Annotated in this window: 22 protein-coding genes, 1 pseudogene and 1 other annotated feature (1 of these 24 running past the window's edge); of the genes and pseudogenes, 22 read left to right on the forward strand and 1 reads right to left on the reverse strand. The window is 44.3% G+C overall.

Annotated features, from left to right (window positions below; genetic code table 11):
- From K3F53_RS00430 to rsmI, 10 genes are all read left to right on the forward strand, one after another.
- Positions 1-378 carry the 3' portion of a hypothetical protein gene (locus K3F53_RS00430; RefSeq protein ID WP_057897158.1) on the forward strand. 393 nt of this gene lie to the left of the window's left edge, so the window shows 378 of its 771 coding nt (coding positions 394-771); the start codon falls outside the window, past its left edge; its stop codon occupies positions 376-378.
- Between the two features lie 51 nt (positions 379-429).
- A complete protein-coding gene (locus tag K3F53_RS00435) occupies positions 430-615 on the forward strand; it encodes a sigma factor G inhibitor Gin (RefSeq protein ID WP_057897157.1) in 186 nt (61 codons plus the stop codon).
- A 65-nt stretch (positions 616-680) separates the two neighbouring features.
- Entirely contained in the window at positions 681-2,153 is a 1,473-nt protein-coding gene (locus K3F53_RS00440) for an aminotransferase class I/II-fold pyridoxal phosphate-dependent enzyme (protein ID WP_082706139.1), read from the forward strand.
- A 47-nt stretch (positions 2,154-2,200) separates the two neighbouring features.
- Positions 2,201-2,842, forward strand: a complete 642-nt coding sequence (tmk, locus tag K3F53_RS00445) for a dTMP kinase (RefSeq protein WP_057897155.1) — start codon at positions 2,201-2,203, stop codon at positions 2,840-2,842.
- Between the two features lie 79 nt (positions 2,843-2,921).
- On the forward strand, positions 2,922-3,365 hold the full coding sequence (locus tag K3F53_RS00450; RefSeq protein ID WP_236781930.1) for a YaaR family protein: 444 nt from the start codon (positions 2,922-2,924) through the stop codon (positions 3,363-3,365).
- 33 nt (positions 3,366-3,398) lie between these two features.
- A complete protein-coding gene (gene holB, locus K3F53_RS00455; protein ID WP_220559253.1) occupies positions 3,399-4,376 on the forward strand; it encodes a DNA polymerase III subunit delta' in 978 nt (325 codons plus the stop codon).
- A gap of 4 nt (positions 4,377-4,380) precedes the next feature.
- On the forward strand, positions 4,381-5,193 hold the full coding sequence (locus tag K3F53_RS00460; RefSeq protein WP_057897153.1) for a PSP1 domain-containing protein: 813 nt from the start codon (positions 4,381-4,383) through the stop codon (positions 5,191-5,193).
- 21 nt (positions 5,194-5,214) lie between these two features.
- Positions 5,215-5,589 (forward strand): DNA replication initiation control protein YabA, encoded by a 375-nt coding sequence (yabA, locus tag K3F53_RS00465; protein WP_057897152.1) that lies wholly within the window; start codon positions 5,215-5,217, stop codon positions 5,587-5,589.
- 100 nt (positions 5,590-5,689) lie between these two features.
- Positions 5,690-6,448: a tRNA1(Val) (adenine(37)-N6)-methyltransferase gene (locus tag K3F53_RS00470; protein ID WP_057897151.1), complete on the forward strand. Its 759-nt coding sequence runs from the start codon at positions 5,690-5,692 to the stop codon at positions 6,446-6,448.
- 2 nt (positions 6,449-6,450) lie between these two features.
- Complete coding sequence (gene rsmI, locus K3F53_RS00475) at positions 6,451-7,341, forward strand: 16S rRNA (cytidine(1402)-2'-O)-methyltransferase (protein ID WP_057897150.1); 891 nt, start codon at positions 6,451-6,453, stop codon at positions 7,339-7,341.
- A gap of 40 nt (positions 7,342-7,381) precedes the next feature.
- Here the strand turns inward: rsmI and K3F53_RS00480 are convergent, their stop codons facing one another.
- Positions 7,382-7,630 carry an AbrB/MazE/SpoVT family DNA-binding domain-containing protein gene (locus K3F53_RS00480; protein WP_057897149.1) on the reverse strand — a complete coding sequence of 83 codons (249 nt, stop codon included), beginning with the start codon at positions 7,628-7,630 and terminating at the stop codon, positions 7,382-7,384.
- A gap of 459 nt (positions 7,631-8,089) precedes the next feature.
- Positions 8,090-8,322, forward strand: a binding site (T-box leader).
- An 87-nt stretch (positions 8,323-8,409) separates the two neighbouring features.
- On the opposite strand from K3F53_RS00480, the gene metG reads away from it, so the two are divergent.
- From metG to spoVG, 12 genes and pseudogenes are all read left to right on the forward strand, one after another.
- Positions 8,410-10,395, forward strand: a complete 1,986-nt coding sequence (gene metG / locus K3F53_RS00485) for a methionine--tRNA ligase (RefSeq protein WP_408863272.1) — start codon at positions 8,410-8,412, stop codon at positions 10,393-10,395.
- Positions 10,396-10,424: 29 nt separating this feature from the next.
- On the forward strand, positions 10,425-11,198 hold the full coding sequence (locus K3F53_RS00490) for a TatD family hydrolase (RefSeq protein WP_057897148.1): 774 nt from the start codon (positions 10,425-10,427) through the stop codon (positions 11,196-11,198).
- A 178-nt stretch (positions 11,199-11,376) separates the two neighbouring features.
- A complete protein-coding gene (locus K3F53_RS00495; protein ID WP_057897147.1) occupies positions 11,377-12,441 on the forward strand; it encodes a resuscitation-promoting factor in 1,065 nt (354 codons plus the stop codon).
- A gap of 68 nt (positions 12,442-12,509) precedes the next feature.
- The gene (gene rnmV / locus K3F53_RS00500) at positions 12,510-13,061 is read left to right on the forward strand and encodes a ribonuclease M5 (RefSeq protein WP_281423729.1); all 552 of its coding nucleotides are present in this window, start codon (positions 12,510-12,512) and stop codon (positions 13,059-13,061) included.
- Positions 13,058-13,942 (forward strand): 16S rRNA (adenine(1518)-N(6)/adenine(1519)-N(6))-dimethyltransferase RsmA, encoded by an 885-nt coding sequence (rsmA, locus tag K3F53_RS00505; protein WP_057897145.1) that lies wholly within the window; start codon positions 13,058-13,060, stop codon positions 13,940-13,942. Before rnmV ends, rsmA begins: the two co-directional genes overlap by 4 nt.
- 54 nt (positions 13,943-13,996) lie before the next feature.
- Entirely contained in the window at positions 13,997-14,869 is an 873-nt protein-coding gene (yabG, locus tag K3F53_RS00510; RefSeq protein ID WP_057897144.1) for a sporulation peptidase YabG, read from the forward strand.
- Positions 14,870-15,125: 256 nt separating this feature from the next.
- Positions 15,126-15,398: a biofilm formation stimulator Veg gene (veg, locus tag K3F53_RS00515; protein WP_057897143.1), complete on the forward strand. Its 273-nt coding sequence runs from the start codon at positions 15,126-15,128 to the stop codon at positions 15,396-15,398.
- A gap of 179 nt (positions 15,399-15,577) precedes the next feature.
- Positions 15,578-15,736, forward strand: a pseudogene (locus K3F53_RS00520) (small, acid-soluble spore protein, alpha/beta type); the annotation flags it as partial.
- Between the two features lie 154 nt (positions 15,737-15,890).
- Positions 15,891-16,748, forward strand: coding sequence for a 4-(cytidine 5'-diphospho)-2-C-methyl-D-erythritol kinase (gene ispE, locus K3F53_RS00525; RefSeq protein ID WP_220560650.1), 858 nt, complete (start codon positions 15,891-15,893; stop codon positions 16,746-16,748).
- 76 nt (positions 16,749-16,824) lie between these two features.
- Positions 16,825-17,652, forward strand: coding sequence for a pur operon repressor (gene purR / locus K3F53_RS00530; RefSeq protein ID WP_057897141.1), 828 nt, complete (start codon positions 16,825-16,827; stop codon positions 17,650-17,652).
- Positions 17,653-17,673: 21 nt separating this feature from the next.
- Positions 17,674-18,045, forward strand: a complete 372-nt coding sequence (locus tag K3F53_RS00535) for a RidA family protein (protein ID WP_220560652.1) — start codon at positions 17,674-17,676, stop codon at positions 18,043-18,045.
- Positions 18,046-18,187: 142 nt separating this feature from the next.
- On the forward strand, positions 18,188-18,478 hold the full coding sequence (gene spoVG, locus K3F53_RS00540) for a septation regulator SpoVG (RefSeq protein WP_057897139.1): 291 nt from the start codon (positions 18,188-18,190) through the stop codon (positions 18,476-18,478).
- Positions 18,479-18,497: the final 19 nt, after the last annotated feature.

Raw genomic sequence — 18,497 nt, forward strand, 5'->3', positions numbered from 1 at the left:
TTTAACAAAAAAAGTGTTGGAAACGTTTCGTTAGGTGTCTGGGGAAATGCGGAGACTCCATTCGTGTATGAAGCGGTTACATCCTTACACTTCTTAGGGGCTGATATTCATTTATTTTCTATGCATGATGAAGATAAAGACGACATGAAATTTCCCTGTATTTTGTATCAGGACAAATGGAGGGCGCTTCAAGGAGTCGATGCGCTTATCATTTTAGAAAAACAGCAAGCTTTCGTTTCGATACCTGTTAAAGAATGGTATATAAGAAGAAGTTTGATGAAACAAAACATTGTAATTGATGTTTGTAATTTATATGAGCCGGAGGAAATGGAGCAAATAGGGTATCAATATATTAGTTTTGGCCGTTTTTATGTATAAAAATAAAAAGAATAGGGAAAAATAGCTGAAAAAAGATGAAGGTGATAATTGATGACGGAGCAGGAAGACCATAGCTGCATTGTATGTGGTCATGAGGAAGAACGAGGAATCTTTATTTTTCGATCATTTGTCTGCCATCGGTGTGAACAGGAGATCATAAAAACAGATGCTTCCGAAGATAGATATCATTTTTTTATTCGTCAAATGCGAAGAATATGGTTGAAACAAAACGCGTAAGCCCTTCTTGAAATCAAGGAGGGTTTCTTTTATGGTGAGAATTGGGACAGACGAAGGGGGAAATCATGATGAACCATACAATTGCGCCGCTATACGCAGCGCTTTGCGCATACGAGAGAAACAGGCATATATCACTGCACGTACCCGGACATAAAGATGGGAACGTATTTGATAAGGAAGCGGACAATCATTTCTACTCCATTTTAAAAATAGACGCAACAGAAGTGAGCGGGCTTGATGATCTTCACCATCCTGCCGAAGTTATTGCCGAGGCACAGGAGATGGCTGCGGATGCTTTCGGTGCCGCTGAAACATTTTTTCTTATCGGAGGCTCCACGGCGGGCAATCTTGCCGCTGCTCTTACGCTATGTGCTCCTGGAGATACGATCCTTGTCCAGCGCAATGCTCATAAATCGATCTTTAATGGTTTGTTGCTGGCTGGCGCGCGCCCGGTGTTTATTACGCCTTATACTGAACCGGATACACAGGTAGCGACAGGAATCAGTGCAACACATGTAAAAGTAGCCCTTAAGAAATATCCGAGTGCCAAAGCGGTCTGGATTACCAATCCTAATTATTACGGTATGGGACAAAATGTGGCAGAAATTGCGGAAGCTTGCCATCAAGCGGGAATCCCGCTCATTGTAGATGAAGCGCATGGTGCCCACTTTAGTCAGGCATTGAATGTTCCAGATTCTGCTTTAAAAGCAGGAGCTGATTTGGTCGTTCAATCAACGCATAAAATGCTTCCTGCCATGACTATGGCGTCCATGCTGCACATACAGGGAACCCGCATTCCACGAGAAAAATTGAAACGGGTACTTTCAATGATACAGTCAAGTAGCCCTTCGTATCCGTTGATGGCTTCGCTGGATGTGGCACGCCGCTATCTTGTGACAAAAGGAAGGAAACAATTAGTCGCTACAGTAGAAAAGCTTGAACAAGCTCGGCTCGATCTTACTAGGAAACTTGAGTATCTTTTTATCTGGTCCGAAATAGATGGGAAAACGGTATATACTCGTGACCCGTTAAAATGGGTGCTGACAAGCCGCCATTTTAACGTTACCGGGTACCAGTTACTTGAATGGCTGGAGGAAATGGGGATTGTAGCTGAGATGGCAGATCTGCGTAATGTTGTCCTTGTTTTTCCCATTCATAATGAGGTGACTCAAATAGAAAAGGTCATAAACGCCGTTTTGCAACTTGAAAAGAAGCTGGCTAACATGCCGGGAGAAAGACGGACACGGAACCGTACCAACGCTTTTTTTACGAGACCTGGGCGATTGGTTAAGCCATCGATCTCTTTGCAGGAAGCCTTCCATTTCCATAAAAAACGCGTGCCGCTTGAACAAGCCATTGGATGGTGCAGCGCGGAAATGGTCATTCCTTACCCGCCTGGTGTTCCGCTGCTTGTACCCGGGGAAAAAATTACCGAAGAACATGTTAATATCATACAGGAGATAAAATGGGCAGGAGGGTATTTTCAGGGGACGTCCGATGAAACAGTAGAGGGAATCTTTGTACTGGTCAGCCTGTAGTTTTTTGTATATGATAACATCATACGAAATAAGGGAGGAGTGCGCCGTTGAAGGGTTGCTTTGTCACATTTGAAGGGGCTGACGGAGCGGGCAAGACTACACAAATTAAGCTATTGTACGAGTTTCTCCGTGAACAGGGCCACAATGTTCTACTGACCCGGGAGCCTGGGGGCACAGGCATTAGCGACAGCATCCGGGCGCTGCTCTTAGATCCGAAAAACAGCGAGATGAGGCACCAAACTGAAGTGTTGTTATATGCTGCGTCGCGGGCTCAGCATGTCCGTGAAAAAATTATTCCGGCGCTGGAAGAAGGAAAAATTGTATTATGTGATCGATTCGTTGATGCCAGTCTAGCGTATCAAGGCTACGGCCTTGGGCTGCCGCTGGAAGAAATTATAAATATTAACCAGTTTGCTACTGGTGGATTGACACCGGATATAACGTATTTTTTGGATCTACCAGCAGAGATTAGCCGCGAGCGTTTAAAGCAGCGTTTTGCAGCTTATAAGGGACCGGATCGTATTGAAAGTAAACCGGCTGAATATCATCAAAAAGTAAGACAAGGGTTTGCGGAAATCTGTCGTAAATACGCGGATAGAATTGTAAAAATCAACGCGGCGCGCAGCATTGAGACAATACAGAAAGAAGTGCGCGATCATTTTCTGCATTATCTGACAAATAGACAGTAACGCTTTCCCTTTTCACAATAGGCCAGCGGAAAAAGCTGATTTAGTAGTAACAAATAAAGTAAAGAAAAGGGTGGATTTCATGCGAATTGGGGAAAATATGCCGCTCGACAAAATACAGGGGGTTGAACCGAAGCAGAAGGTGTTGCCTCAGTATTACGTCGAATTTGACGAGGTTATGCAGTTCCAAAGCGGACAATTGGACATAGAGAAATTCAACAGACTCATCGAAAAAATTGACAGGCAGGGAGAACGGTTAGCCCGTTCCCGCACGATTAAAGATTTGAAAGAATATAAAGCGCTTGTCAAAAGCTTTATGGAAGAGGTGGTCAAACACGGGGTCGCGTTGGAAGAACGCCACGGTTTTAACCGTCGCGGCCGCAGCAAGGTATATAAAATGATTACCGAGGTTGATAAAAAGCTTACGGAAGTAACGGATGCCGTATTGAAAAAAGAGAAGAAGAGTATCAGCATTTTAGATACAATAGGCGAAATTCGGGGCCTGCTTATTAATATGTACATGTAAGCAAACCAAACGAAAGAAGTGTGGATTGGTACCATGTGGAGCGAGTTTCCAGCGCAAAAACAGGTCGCTGAACTATTATATCGCAGCCTAAAACATAATCGTTTATCGCACGCATATTTGTTCTCTGGCCCTAAAGGGGCGGGCAAAAAGAAAGTGGCTAAACATTTCGCCAAGGCTATTTTTTGTCTGAAGCAGAATGGAGATAGTTGCGGCATATGCAAAAATTGCCGTTTGATTGAAGAAAGAAATCATTTTGAAGTCCATTGGATTGAACCGGAGAGAAACATCATTCGAATTAAGCAAGTTGAGGACTTGCAGAAAAAATTCTCCTACAGAGCGGCAGAGTCCAGCCATAAAGTATATATTATGGATGAAGCCGACAAAATGAACCAGGAAGCCACCAACAGAATGCTGAAATTTCTCGAAGAACCTCCGCAGGGGGTTGTTGCCATTCTATTAACCAGTCGAATACAGGATATTCTTCCTACTATTCTTTCCCGCTGTCAGATTATTACATTTGCAGCTCCCTCGCCTGAAATCATTGCCAAAGAACTCGAGCAAGCGGGCGTAAAGCCTGGTCTGGCTCGCGCTGCAGCGCAGATCGCCAACGATGTTGAAGAGGCACGTAGACTTTGTGAAACAGAATCGTTTGCGCAGTTGAGAAGCCTAGTGATACAATTAAGTGAGGACATCCTTGAAAGGGGCACATATGCCCTTGTCACCATTCATGATAAGTTTCTCAAACAAGAGAAGGCGACTGACAAAATCGACCTGTTTCTTGATTTGTTTTTGCTCTGGTTTCGTGATTTGTTGTTTTTTTCACTGGGAAAAGAATCCCAGATTACGAATAAAGATCAGATGGAGCCCATTCAGAAACAGGCACTGCGTATGAGTCAGCGTAGACTTGTGGATGGAATGGGGACAATCCTGGTAACAAAAAACAGGCTTACGCATTATGCGAACCTGCAGTTATCCTTGGAAGATATGGTGCTTCGTCTGCAGGAGGGATAACATTTTGTTTGATGTTGTAGGTGTCCGCTTTAAAAAAGCGGGGAAGATATATTATTTTGATCCTGGTGATTTCTCGATTGAAATCAACGATTTTGTGATTGTGGAGACCGCGCGAGGCGTGGAGTATGGGCAGGTGGTTATCGGGCGTAAGCAGGTGGACGAAAATGATGTTGTCCTACCACTGAAAAAAGTATTGCGCATTGCTGATGAGCAGGACCGTTTTCAGGTGGAAGAAAACAAGCGGCTGGCAAAGGAAGCGTTTGGCATCTGTCAGGAGAAGATTGCTGCGCACAACCTAGAAATGAAGCTGGTCGATGTGGAATATACGTTTGACAAGAACAAAATCATCTTCTACTTTACGGCAGAAGGACGTGTCGATTTTCGTGAACTCGTCAAAGATTTAGCCGCTATTTTCCGCACGCGTATTGAGCTCCGCCAGATTGGTGTTCGTGATGAAGCGAAGATGCTTGGCGGAATAGGGCCTTGTGGTCGCATTCTCTGCTGCTCCACGTTTCTCGGCGATTTCGAACCGGTGTCCATCAAGATGGCGAAAGACCAGAATTTGTCGCTGAATCCTGCGAAGATTTCCGGTTTGTGTGGACGGCTTATGTGCTGTCTCAAATATGAAAGCGATAACTATGAGAGCGCGAAAGAAGAGCTTCCGGACATAGGAAAAGAAGTGGTGACAGCGATGGGGTATGGTCGTGTTGTCGGTCTTAACATCTTGGAGAAAAAAGTTCAGGTGGATCTATATGAAGCGGAGCGAATTATGGAACTGCCTTTTGAAGAGATTAGCGTAGTGGAGAAGGTGCAGTAGAGAACAACTGAGGTGGGGATTGTGAACAAACAAAGCATGTTTCACCAGCTCGCTTTGATTGAGGAAAAGGTCGGAGGGCTATACGAGGAGATCGGCCACTTGAAGAACGCGATGCTGGAGCTTATGGAAGAAAATAAAAATCTCTTGCTCGAGAATCAACACCTTAGGGAGCGGTTGCAGCAGCGGGAAATCGAACTGGAAAAGAAGGAAAAGCTCCAGAGCAGTGTCATAAAGACGCGAAAGGATAAAAAGAAAAGGTTGGTTGTCGGTGAAGGATATGATAACCTGGCACGTTTGTACCAGGAAGGTTTCCATATCTGCAACGTGCATTACGGAAGTGTACGCACGGATGGAGATTGCTTGTTTTGCCTAGCTTTTTTAAATAAACAAGGATAACGGAAACGACCCGAGTTGTACGCGGGTCGTTTTTTAAACACTTTTCATTTTTGGCGAGCATAAGCCTCCGAATTTTTCTCATTCATAGAAAGGAACTCTTATGGTAGAAAATGTAAGGTTGTATTCGGATGAACGAATTGATGATTTGCTAACCAAAGATATGAAAATTATTCAGAGTAAACAAGTATTCTGCTTTTCGCTTGATGCCGTGCTGCTGGCCCGCTTTGCTTCTCTTCCGATAAAAAGGGGTCGGATTATTGATTTATGTACCGGCAACGGCGTCATTCCTCTGTTGTTAAGCGTGCGTACAGAATGTCCGATTGATGCCGTAGAGATACAAGAGAGGCTTTACGATATGGCGAAGCGCAACGTGGCGCTGAATGGGTTAGAAGACAGAATTACAATTTATCATGGGGATGTAAAAGAGGCACTCACATTTCTGCGGAATGGGAGTTATGACGCCCTGACATGTAATCCACCGTATATGCCGGTTGTTGGTGGGGAGAAAAATAAAAGCAGCCATGTAGCAATCGCACGCCATGAAATCTTACTGACGCTTGAAGAAGTGATTCGCATAAGCAGCAAGCTAGTTCGCCCAGGCGGCAAAGTAGCATATGTACACCGTGCCGGACGTTTGGGAGATTTAATGACGTTGATGCGTAAATACCGTATCGAACCGAAACGGATTCGGCTCGTCTATCCAAAACCAGGGATGGAAGCCAACATGGTATTAATTGAAGGAATTCGGGACGGAAAACCTGATGTAAAAGTACTTCCACCATTGATCGTTTATAAAGAGAACGGGGAATACTGTGACGAAATTCATTCGATTTATTATGGCGACAGGAAGGAGGAGTAGGTATGTTTGTACAGAAAAGCTTTGCTTCCGGCGATCATGACGGAAAGGGCAAGCTATATCTTGTAGCAACTCCTATAGGCAATATGGATGATATGACCATTCGTGCCATTCGCGTGCTTCAGGAAGTGGATATTATCGCAGCGGAGGACACCCGGCAGACACGCAAGTTGCTTAACCATTTTGAAATTGGGACGCGACTTATTAGTTATCATGAACATAATAAAGCAGCTAGTGGGCCGGAAATTATTCGCTTATTAAAAATAGGAAAATCGATAGCGCTTGTAAGCGACGCTGGGCTTCCGGCGATCTCAGATCCGGGGCAAGAGTTGGTTCGAGATGCGGTTGACGAATCCATTCCTGTAATCCCCGTACCGGGAGCAAACGCCGGGCTGTCCGCGTTGATTGCCTCCGGACTGTCGACAGATCGTTTTTTGTTCCGTGGTTTTCTTCCGCGTGATAACAAGGAGCGCCGGAAGGAACTAGAGCGACTTCGTTCATATCCAGAAACGCTTATTTTCTATGAAGCGCCGCACCGTATCATTAAAACTTTGGCTGAAATAAGGGAAGTGCTTGGTGAACGCAAAGTGGCGCTAGGGAGAGAATTAACGAAGCGCTATGAAGAATTTGTGCGGGGAGAGATAATGGAAGTGCTTGATTTTCTGAACGAGCAGGAGGAAATCCGCGGCGAATTTACCGTTATCGTAGAAGGAAATGAAGGAGAACAGGGAGCAGGCCAGTTAGAGCAATGGTGGCAAGGACTCGACATTGTATCCCATGTAGATGTTTATATTGAAAAAGGGTTGACGAAGAAGGAGGCGCTGAAGCAAACAGCAGAAGAACGTGGACTTCCTAAGCGGGAAGTGTACAACGCTTATCATCAGAAAGAAAAATAAGCTTCCCGATTGTTAGGAAGCTTATTTTTCTTCATTTATGTTATGCTTTTTGCGTGGGTATTTCAGATATGCAGGAACCACAGATGATTTTTCCTTTGTACGTTATCGTATTTTCTGTGCTTCCACAGAAGATGCAGGCTGGCTCGTATTTTTTTAACATGATGCGTTCGCCGTCAACATAAATTTCAAGAGCGTCTTTTTCTCCAATACCCAATGTACGACGGAGTTCGATTGGAATTACGACACGACCTAATTCATCTACTTTTCTTACAATACCAGTTGATTTCATGTTTACTATATCTCCTCTCGTAATTACCCGAATTTATTCATTATTTTTATCGTCAAAATTCGACATACTTTCTTTATCACTATCCTAACAGCATTTTTCGATGAGGTCAACCATTTACTGGGATTATACCATAAAAAAATCTCAATATATGTAAAAAAAATACTAATCAAGGAAATATAGTGTTTAAAATGTAATATATGTATAAAATATATAACAGCATATAAGACTGAATTTATTTTAAATTTATACCTTATTTTAAAATAATACAAAAATATTCTGTGAAATAGATAAATCTTGATGCAGATTTTTCGACAAAAACACAAACATTCGTAGTTATTAATTCGACAAAAAAGGAAATAAAAGGATAATATAGTGAGGGATTAACATAAGACTTGACGAAGACTGACAGGTAAGGTATAGAATAAAAGGAAAAGGAAATCATATATTATGGATAATATATGCAAAACGATGATGGGAAGAGTAATCGCGTGTACTTTTTACAGAGAGCCGGGATGGGTGGAAACCGGTAAAAGGAGCGGGATGAAGATGGCCCCGGAGTTTTTGCTTTCGAGCGCATGATGCGTTAGGGGGCAACGTTTCCCGCGTTACGGGATTGAGCCTGTCTTCTTTTGACTGGAAAGCTAGGAAGACAGGGAATTTGGGTGGTACCACGAGAGCTTCTCGTCCCATATGGGGATGGGGAGCCTTTTTTCATAGAAAGCGAGCGGGCAGTGCTCGCAAGTTTTCTTCCTCATTTTTTTGGTGAAAGGATGAGTAAGATGAGTAAACCAACGTATTACATTACATCACCGATTTATTACCCGAGCAATACGCTTCATATCGGAAATGCTTATACGACAATCGCCTGCGACGCGCTGGCCCGTTATAAGCGTTTACGTGGATACGACGTGTTTTATCTCACAGGCACGGACGAGCATGGACAGAAGCTGCAGCAACGCGCCGCGCAGGAAGACAAGCAACCGTTGGAATTTATTGATCCGATTGTTGATTGGATTAAGGACTTATGGGAACGCCTTGATATTTCCTATGACGATTTCATTCGTACTACCCAGAAGCGTCATAAAGATGCCGTGCAGAAGATCTTCCAAAAGCTTGTTGATAAAGGCGATATCTACCTAGGCGAATACGAAGGTTACTACTGTGTGCCTTGTGAAGCGTTTTGGACGGAGCATCAGTCGAAAAAGGATGGAGAACATATTTGTCCAGATTGTGGACGCCCAATTTCGCTTGTGAAAGAAAAAAGTTATTTCTTTCGTATGTCGAAATACCAAGATCGGCTTTTGAAATACATCGAAGAGCATCCGGAGTTTATTCAGCCAGAGTCCCGCCGCAATGAGATGGTAAATAACTTCCTTAAGCCGGGTCTGGAAGACTTGAGCGTATCCCGCACATCATTCGACTGGGGCATTAAGTTGCCGAACGACCCTGAGCACGTTATCTATGTCTGGATTGATGCGCTGACGAACTATATTACCGCGCTAGGATATATGAGCGAAGATGACACGAAATTTAACAAATATTGGCCGGCTGATGTCCATATGATCGGTAAGGACATTCTTCGCTTTCACACGATTTATTGGCCAATTATTCTAATGGCGCTTGACTTGCCATTACCGAAGAAGGTATTTGGTCATGGTTGGCTGCTTATGCCAGATGGAAAAATGTCGAAATCGAAAGGCAATGTTATCGATCCAAAATTTTTGATCGAACGTTACGGTTCCGACTCGATTCGCTACTTCCTGTTGCGTGAAATTCCGTTCGGTCAAGATGGCGTATTCACGCCGGAAGCATTTATCCAGCGTTTGAACTTTGATCTAGCGAATGACCTTGGCAATTTGGTGAGCCGGACGGTAGCGATGATTGAGAAATATTTTGAAGGCGTGCTTCCGGCTCCGACCGCGCCGGAAATGGTGGATGAAAACCTGCGCAATGTGGCGCGTCAAGCAGTTACTGGTCTCGAAGAGCACATGGACGAAATGCGGTTTGGCGGTGCGTTGAACAGCCTATGGGATCTGGTGAGCCGCACAAATAAATATATTGATGAAACAACGCCATGGGTGCTGGCAAAAGATGAAGCCAATAAAGAACGCCTTGGTACAGTTATGTACAATCTGGCGGAAAGCATTCGCATTATTTCTATTGCTTTGCAACCGTTTATGACACATGCACCGCGCAAAATTTGGGCGCAGCTGGGTATTACGGGAAATGAAGATATTACAAGCTGGGAGTCGGCAAAAGAGTGGGGAGCGCTTCCGGCCGGCATAAAAGTAAACAAGGGTGATGCGTTATTCCCACGCCTTGATCTGGAAAAAGAAATTACCGTTATTGATGAGACAACGGCAGCAGCGCGTAAACAGGCGGAAGAAAATAAGAAAAAGAAGGAACAGGCGCAAGCTAAAACAGAAGAGAAGCCAGCCGTACCCGAAATCAATATCGATGACTTTATGAAAGTGGAATTACGCGTGGCGCAGGTTATCGAAGCGGAAAAAATTCCGAAAGCAGATAAATTGTTGAAGCTGCAACTGGATCTCGGCTATGAAAAACGCCAGGTCGTATCCGGTATTGCCAAGCATTACAGTCCGGAAGACCTTATCGGCAAGAAAGTGATCTGCGTCACTAACCTTAAACCGGTAAAGCTGCGTGGTGAAATGTCGAATGGAATGATTTTGGCCGCATCTGAAGGAGACAAACTCACTCTTGCGACCGTTCCTGACAGCATGCCGAACGGGGCGATTGTAAAATAGGTGTCTGGACCCAAAAGGAGGCTGTTATAGTGCTGTTTGATACACACGCCCATTTGAATGATGAGAAATTCAATGAAGATAGGGATGCCACAATTACCCGTGCACGGGAAAGCGGTGTTTCTTACATTTGCAATATCGGGTACAACCGGGAGACGATTCGTACGTCTCTCGAGTTGGCCCATAAATATGACTTTATCTACACTGCCATTGGCTGGCACCCTCAGGATGCCAAAACGTTGACAGATGAAGATCTTGAATGGATTGAGAACTTGGCACGCGAAGAGGAAAAAGTGGTAGCTATCGGCGAAATTGGGCTGGACTATTATTGGGATACATCACCGAAAGATGTGCAGCAGGAAGTATTCCGCAAGCAGATTCGCCTTGCCAAAAAATTGCAGCTTCCAATCATTATTCATGATCGGGAAGCGCATCAGGATATTGTTCATATTTTGCGTGAGGAAAAAGCGGAAGAAGTAGGCGGGATTATGCACTGCTTTTCTGGTAGCTCAGAAATGGCCCGGCAATGCATAGATATGAATTTCTACATTTCGCTTGGTGGACCGGTTACGTTCAAAAATGCTAAGAAGCCAAAAGAAGTGGCGGAATGGGTGCCGCTTGACCGGCTATTGATTGAAACGGACTGTCCGTATTTAACGCCGGAACCATACCGCGGCAAGCGCAATGAGAGTGGATATGTACGGTATGTCGCCGAAAAAATCGCAGAGATCAAAAATATTTCTTTCGAAGAATTAGCTCAAATTACGACAGAAAATGCTAAAAAATTATTCCATATTCAGGAATAGTCGAAGCATTTCTAAGATTTTCTGCCTCAAGTATATCAACGGTTGAGAGATTTTTTTGGGTCTTTTATCCCATTGAAATTCTGCAAGATTTGTAGAACCTCATGTAAAAAACTGGTTTGACAAATTTTCAGAGGATCGTCTACAATGACTCTCAACCGTTTAAGGAGGCAGATAGACTTTGGAACAAAATCATATTCAGTTGGATTTTTGGAAGAATCGTATGTGGATTCTTCTGGCCGCTGTTGCGATGATTGTTATCGTAAGTCTTGTGTTTTTGTTTAATTCATGGAAAACAAAGAAGATTACTTTCATAAATGATGGCAAAGTAATGACCGTAAAAACCAAATCTAAAACGTTGGGAGATTTTCTGGCTGAGAAAGGGATAACGCCGGGGAAGTTCGATGAATTGAATTTCGGAATGGAGACGGTGTTGACGGATGGTATGGAGGTAAAATACATACCGGCAAGAAAAGTAACAATTAACGTAGCGGGTCAGAAGAAGCAAGTGATGACGGTAAAACGCCAGGTCAAAGATATTCTGGCGGAACAAAAAATCAGGCTTGGGCCGCTGGACAGAGTAGAACCGGCGTCTGGTCAGGCTGTAAAAGAGAACCAAACAGTGACGGTCACAAGAATCACCAAGAAGATCGTGAACAATGAGAAAACGGTAGCCTTCAGTACAAAAGAGCGTAAGGATAACACAATGCCGCAGGGAGAGCGAAAAGTTATCCAACAAGGCCAGCAGGGAAAAATTTTGGAACGGTATGAGGTTGTTTATGTCAATGGCAAGCTGGCTTCTAAGAAGCTTGTCGATTCCGAGGTGCTGCGCGACTGGAAAGACCATATCGTAGCCGTTGGAACGATGCGGATGATAGCTGCGTCACGTAGTGGCTCTAGACTGGAGGGAGGAGACTTTACTCCACGCAGAACGCTGCGCGTTAGAATGACTGCATATTCGCCGCATGCATCTTCAACCGGCAAGAATCCGGGCGATGCGGGATACGCGATTACCGCCACGGGAGCGACCGCGGAAGAGGGAAGAACCATTGCAGTAGACCCGGATGTCGTACCTCTTGGCTGGTGGGTTTATATTGAAGGGTACGGTTTTCGTAAAGCTGAAGACACTGGAGGCGCTATCAAAGGCAACCGTATGGATTTGTTTTTTGAATCCGAACAGGAAGCCCAAGACTTTGGCGTCCAGTACAAAACGGTGCATGTTATCGGTCCTAAAAAACCAAATTAATTGTATGATACAAGCAGGGGAAAACGGGTTTTTCCCTGTCTTTTTTGTGAAAAGAGGAAATAGATGTGATGATTAAAGAAGTCATTGTAGTTGAAGGCAAATCTGATACTGTTGCGATTAAACGAGCGGTTGAGGCGGATACAATCGAAACGGGCGGTTCGGCTATTCCTGAGCGGGTAATTGACCGAATTCGCAGAGCGCAAAAGACAAGGGGCGTCATTATTTTCACTGACCCCGACTATCAGGGGGAGCGGATTCGCAAAATTATTAGTCAGGCCGTTCCCGGCTGCAAGCATGCGTTTATTAGAAAGGCCGACAGCCAGGGCAAACGGAATTTGGGTGTAGAGTACGCGTCACCGGAAGCGATCCGCAAAGCGCTGGCGGAGGTACGTACAGAAGCGGAGGCGCCTAAAGAACAAATCACAATAGAGGATATGATTGATGCTGGCTTGATCGGTGGTGCACAGGCAAAGGAACGTCGCATACTGTTAGGAGAAAAACTGGGGATTGGCTACGCCAATGCCAAACAGCTTCACAAGAGGCTTTTAATGCTGCAAATTACGCGGGAAGAATTTGCGGAAGCGCTGGCTTGGGTGGAGGCACAGGAGGAACGGAAATGACCATACGCGATATTGCAACACCAACAAGAACCAAAGAAATTCTGAAAAAGTACGGGTTTTCTTTCAAGAAAAGCTTAGGACAAAATTTCTTAATCGATTTAAATATTCTGAGTAAAATTGTGGCTGCGGCCGAGCTTACGAAAGAAAAAGGCGTACTCGAAATCGGCCCCGGTATTGGTGCATTGACCGAACAGCTTTCCCGGCAAGCGGGACAAGTGGTGGCGATCGAAATTGATCAGCGCCTGCTACCGATTCTGAAGGACACGTTGTCTTCATATCCACATACGGAAGTCATTCACGGTGACGTACTCAAAATGGATGTAAAGTTGTTAATCAAAGAAAAATTTAAAGAGCAAAAAAAGGTTAGCGTTGTGGCGAATTTGCCGTACTATGTCACTAGTGCGATTTTGATGAAGTTACTGGAAGAGAGGCTGCCGCTTGAAAATATTGTCGTAATGGTTCAAAAGGAAGTGGCAGAAAGAATTTCCGCGTCTCCTGGTAGCAAAGCGTATGGTGCGTTGACCGTGCTGGCACAGTTCTACGCAGAAGCGGAAATAATTACCGTTGTGCCACATAGCGTCTTTATTCCGCAGCCAAATGTCGATTCTGCGGTATTGCGCCTTCGCATTCGGGAACGGCCAGCTGTTGAGGTGGTAAGCGAAGCAATATTTTACCGCGTAGTGAAAGCAAGCTTTGCGCAACGTCGCAAAACTCTTTCGAACAACCTTATGAACAATTTATTTGGCAAAGATAAGAAAGAGAAAATGCTGCAGGTGCTTAAGGAAGCGGGAATTGATCCGGCAAGACGCGGGGAAACGCTGTCGATTGAGGAATTTGCCCGGCTAAGCAACATCATAGCCCATGCGTTTGAGGGGCAATAAAAGGCGAACCCTTTTTCCCGGCAAGCATACGATGTGAGGAAAAGGGGGTTTTTTATGTTTCCCAGTCAGAAATTGCGTGTCGGGGATATTGTGGCTCGGAAGTCGCACGGATGTGATTTATTGTTTCAAATTGTTGATATTAATCAGGAAAAAGGCACATGCTCGCTCATTGGTTTGGATTACCGTCTGATGGCAGATGCACCGCTCAGCGATCTTGTAAAGGTAACAGAAGAGGAAATCGCAAAAATACGGAGCAAATCTGAGCAGAAACATATTGAAGCAATGCGAATGATTGAGCAAGAACGACGCTCTGCACGTGAGAGGAATATGTGGCGCCAGGTAAATTATATAAAGGAAATGGGTGGTTCATTTGATTGGCCGGGCAAAGTGCTTCATGTTGATGGAGACAAAAATTATTTGAAGAAATGTTTAACTGTATATGAGCAATTAAAAGTACCTGCTGTCGGCTATCATATTCCAGAAAAAGATTTCCCTCAACAAATTATTTCTATGCTGGAAAAGCACCAGCCGGATATTTTGGTGCTAACCGGACATGATGCTTTACAGAGCAAGCGCGGGCCGGCGGATGATTTGAATAGCTACCGTAATTCCAAATATTTTGTCCAGGCGGTAGAAAAAGCTCGGATGTTTCAGCAGGGCAAAGACAGCCTTATCATCTTCGCGGGAGCTTGCCAGTCCTATTTTGAAGCTATTTTAAACGCGGGCGCCAATTTTGCCAGTTCACCCAAGCGTATTAACATCCATACTCTCGATCCTGTATACATAGCCGAAAAGGTGGCGTATACATCGATTCAGCAATCCGTAAACATATTTGAGATGGTCAAGAATACGATTACCGGAATCGAGGGTGTAGGAGGTATCGAAACAAAAGGTTGCTTTCGTTTCGGGATTCCGAAGCCGCATTAACACTCCATACGCCTGAAATTATAGGATTATTGGGTCGTTAGCGTTCATCTTTCATCCCACGATGAAAACCGTGGGATGAAAGAAAGCGTTGCTTTATAAAGTACAACCTTTTTCTTATTTTTTTGATTTTTAAGATTTATAAGCGCTTTCTCGATAAAAATTTGTTGACAGCTTTTCTGTAGTCTTGCTATAATTATCAATTTATTTGACATACTATAATGGTGGTGATATACTTACATATAGTGAGGTGGTCTGAATGGCGAGAAATACGTTACACGATATAAAACGTAGTTTAGATAATCACATTGGAGAACGGATTTTACTCCGTGCCAATGGCGGACGTCGTAAGACCGTGGAAAGAACGGGTGTACTGGAAGAAACATACCCGTCAGTGTTTATTGTGAAGTTGGATGAGGACAAACATGCTTTTGAGCGTGTGTCATACAGTTATGCGGATGTGCTTACAGAGACGGTGGAACTTACCATTTGCCGTAACAATGAACATATTCGCATTTCGCTTGAACAGTAATATACAGTAGGATTTTATATCCTGCTGTTTTTTATTTTGCTTTCTTACGTATACTATGCGTACGGGAAATAAAGGGGGCTGTATGTATATGGCACGCAGACGAGGGATTATGTCGGACAGACTCAAGTATGAGTTGGCTAAAGGAGAGTACGCGCTGCCGTACGCCAGGTAGCGGCTGAGACAGACTCAAGTATGAGTTGGCTAAAGACCTTGGATTTTATGAAACGGTTCAGCGGGAGGGCTGGGGCGGCATCACGACCCGCGACGCGGGGAATATGGTGAAGCGGGCCATCCAGCTGGCCGAAGAAGCGCTTGCAAAACAGAATCCCGGCAAATAACATTTTTCCCGACCAAGGCCAGGCAATGTATGCCTGGCCTCTTCATATTATGCGTATTATATTGCTTCCACGTGGAAAAGGGAAGCGATTAATGCTAAAATAAGCAAAGCATAAAGTGGAAGGGAAGAAAGAATTGGTGAACGATGTTTACCTTATGATAAAAGCTCCGGCAAAAATTAATTTAACGCTGGATGTATTGGCAAAGCGTCCGGACGGCTACCATGAGATTGAAATGGTAATGACGACAATCGACTTAGCCGATCGATTGACCATTTACCCGCGGGAGGAAGACAAAATTACGCTTGATTGTAACGTAAGCTACTTGCCTCTTGATGAGAGAAATCATGTATACCAGGCAGCCCGGCTGGTAAAAGAACGTTTTGGCATTAAGCGTGGGGTTCATATTTATATTGACAAGCAGATTCCGATTGCAGCTGGCCTTGCGGGCGGAAGCAGCGATGCGGCAGCTACTATCAAAGGATTGAATCGCTTGTGGAATCTGAATATGAGCATGGCGGAGATGGCCGAGCTAGGCTCGCATATTGGTTCTGATGTTTCTTTTTGCGTGTATGGAGGAACTGCATTGGCACGTGGGCGAGGCGAGAAAATTGAACCGTTGCCGTGTCTGCCCCCTTGCTGGGTCATTTTAGCAAAGCCGCCTATTGGTGTATCAACCGCAGAAGTGTACGGAGCATTACGGGTGGAGGAACTGAAAGAAAGGCGAAAGTCCAGTGAAATGATTGCGGCGATTCGTCAGGGGGATTTTGTCGGTGTATGTCGCGCGTTGAACAATCATTTAGAAGCAGTGACGCTGAAAATGCATCCTCAGGTACGTCAGATTAAAGAAAGAATGTATCGTTTTGGTGCAGATGGTGTTTTAATGTCGGGAAGCGGTCCAACGGTGTTTGCGCTGACGGAGCATGAATCGCGCATGAACCGGGTTTATAATGGACTGCGTGGTTTTTGTAAGGAGGTATATGCCGTGCGTATTTTAGGAGAAAATAACGGGTAGCACTTGCGTAAATCCGTACATAAGTGGTATATTCACTTCATAATATTCGGTTTTTAATACGGAGGAGCGTACGTAGATGAAAAAGTTAAGGAGAAGTGCACGGCTGGTAGATATGACGCAGCACTTGCTGGCTCGTCCCCATAAATTAATTCCGCTAACTTTTTTCGCGGATCAATACGGAGCTGCAAAATCATCAATTAGCGAGGATTTGTCAATCATTAAAGAATTGTTTGAGTTAGAAGGAGTCGGACTGCTAAAGACAGTTGCAGGAGCAGCGGGCGGAGTGAAGTACATTCCGATGATGAACGCTACGGAAGCACGAACTGTTGTAGAGGATTTGTGCGAAATGCTGAAAAGTCCGGGCCGTTTGCTGCCAGGTGGCTATCTTTACATGGCTGATTTGCTAGGGGAGCCGGAAGCATTGTCCAAAATTGGTAAAGTATTTGCTTCCGTTTTCGCGGAAGCGGAGGCCAATTATGTGATGACAGTGGAAACAAAAGGAATTCCACTGGCATATGCCACAGCACATTACTTAAACATTCCGGTTGTGATTGTACGCCGTTATAGCAAGGTGACTGACGGCTCCGTAGTAAGTATTAACTATGTATCCGGTTCAAGCAAACGCATTCAGACGATGTCTCTTGCCCGCCGTGGATTGCCTGAGCATTCTAAAGTTCTCATTATTGACGACTTCATGAAGGCTGGTGGCACCATTCGGGGAATGATGGATTTGTTGGAAGAATTTAAGGCTGAAGTAGTAGGTGTTGGCATTTTTATGGAGACGGCTAATGTAAAAGAGCGTTTGGTGGATGATTATATTTCGCTGCTGCGGATGACGGAAGTAGATGTGCGCGATAAAGAAATTCGTCTTGAATTAGGAAATTATTTTAAAAAAGAAATATGAATGAATGTTGGAGGGATCTTCATGGAACAAATTTCTACTAATCAAGCTCCAGCGGCCATTGGCCCTTATTCTCAAGCCGTGAAGGTAGGAAACTTTATTTATACGTCAGGCCAAATTCCGTTAACACCCGAAGGCGAATTAGTAACAGGTGACATTGTAGCCCAAACGCATCAAGTATTCGCTAATCTGAAGGCTGTGCTGGCGGCAGCTGGCGCTACGTTGAATAATGTAGTAAAGGTAACCGTTTTTGTGAAAGACATGAACGACTTTGCCACTATTAACGAAATTTATGCAGAATACTTCGGCGAGCATCGTCCAGCTCGTTCTCTCGTTCAAATAGCACGGTTGCCAAAGGATGTTTCCCTAGAAATTGAAATGGTAGCAGCAGTATAAGATAAATAACATGTCAATAGGGTAAAATGCTGAAATTGTAAAAAACTTAAAAAATTTTTGTGGATATAGAAGGATTTTTTTCCACCTTTGTTGAATTACAGTTATCAAGCTTCTGATAATTGGTAAAAGGTGGTGAGCAGACATGGAAGTGACGGACGTAAGACTTCGTCGCGTAAACACGGATGGCCGCATGAAAGCGATTTGCTCAATTACGATTGACAATGAGTTTGTTGTGCATGACATTCGTGTTATCGACGGAAACAACGGTATGTTTGTGGCCATGCCGAGCAAACGTACTCCAGAAGGAGAATTTCGCGACATCGCGCATCCTATCTCTTCGTCTACTCGCGAGAAAATTCAAGCTGCCGTATTGGCTGAATATGAGCGTGTAGGGAATAATAATACAGAAGAACTCGTGGAAGAAGGAGCTTAATTTTATGGTTTCAAAGGGG

This window comes from Aneurinibacillus thermoaerophilus (assembly GCF_019603355.1).
Classification (GTDB): Bacteria; Bacillota; Bacilli; order Aneurinibacillales; family Aneurinibacillaceae; genus Aneurinibacillus; species Aneurinibacillus thermoaerophilus.

Coding starts and splice junctions, on each gene's coding strand:
- K3F53_RS00435 (WP_057897157.1), top strand. CDS start 430: ATGACGGAGCAGGAAGACCATAGCTGCATTGTATGTGGTCATGAGGAA.
- K3F53_RS00440 (WP_082706139.1), top strand. CDS start 681: ATGATGAACCATACAATTGCGCCGCTATACGCAGCGCTTTGCGCATAC.
- K3F53_RS00450 (WP_236781930.1), top strand. CDS start 2,922: ATGCGAATTGGGGAAAATATGCCGCTCGACAAAATACAGGGGGTTGAA.
- holB (WP_220559253.1), top strand. CDS start 3,399: ATGTGGAGCGAGTTTCCAGCGCAAAAACAGGTCGCTGAACTATTATAT.
- K3F53_RS00470 (WP_057897151.1), top strand. CDS start 5,690: ATGGTAGAAAATGTAAGGTTGTATTCGGATGAACGAATTGATGATTTG.
- rsmI (WP_057897150.1), top strand. CDS start 6,451: ATGTTTGTACAGAAAAGCTTTGCTTCCGGCGATCATGACGGAAAGGGC.
- K3F53_RS00480 (WP_057897149.1), bottom strand. CDS start 7,630: ATGAAATCAACTGGTATTGTAAGAAAAGTAGATGAATTAGGTCGTGTC.
- metG (WP_408863272.1), top strand. CDS start 8,410: ATGAGTAAACCAACGTATTACATTACATCACCGATTTATTACCCGAGC.
- rnmV (WP_281423729.1), top strand. CDS start 12,510: ATGATTAAAGAAGTCATTGTAGTTGAAGGCAAATCTGATACTGTTGCG.
- rsmA (WP_057897145.1), top strand. CDS start 13,058: ATGACCATACGCGATATTGCAACACCAACAAGAACCAAAGAAATTCTG.
- yabG (WP_057897144.1), top strand. CDS start 13,997: ATGTTTCCCAGTCAGAAATTGCGTGTCGGGGATATTGTGGCTCGGAAG.
- veg (WP_057897143.1), top strand. CDS start 15,126: ATGGCGAGAAATACGTTACACGATATAAAACGTAGTTTAGATAATCAC.
- ispE (WP_220560650.1), top strand. CDS start 15,891: ATGATAAAAGCTCCGGCAAAAATTAATTTAACGCTGGATGTATTGGCA.
- purR (WP_057897141.1), top strand. CDS start 16,825: ATGAAAAAGTTAAGGAGAAGTGCACGGCTGGTAGATATGACGCAGCAC.
- K3F53_RS00535 (WP_220560652.1), top strand. CDS start 17,674: ATGGAACAAATTTCTACTAATCAAGCTCCAGCGGCCATTGGCCCTTAT.
- spoVG (WP_057897139.1), top strand. CDS start 18,188: ATGGAAGTGACGGACGTAAGACTTCGTCGCGTAAACACGGATGGCCGC.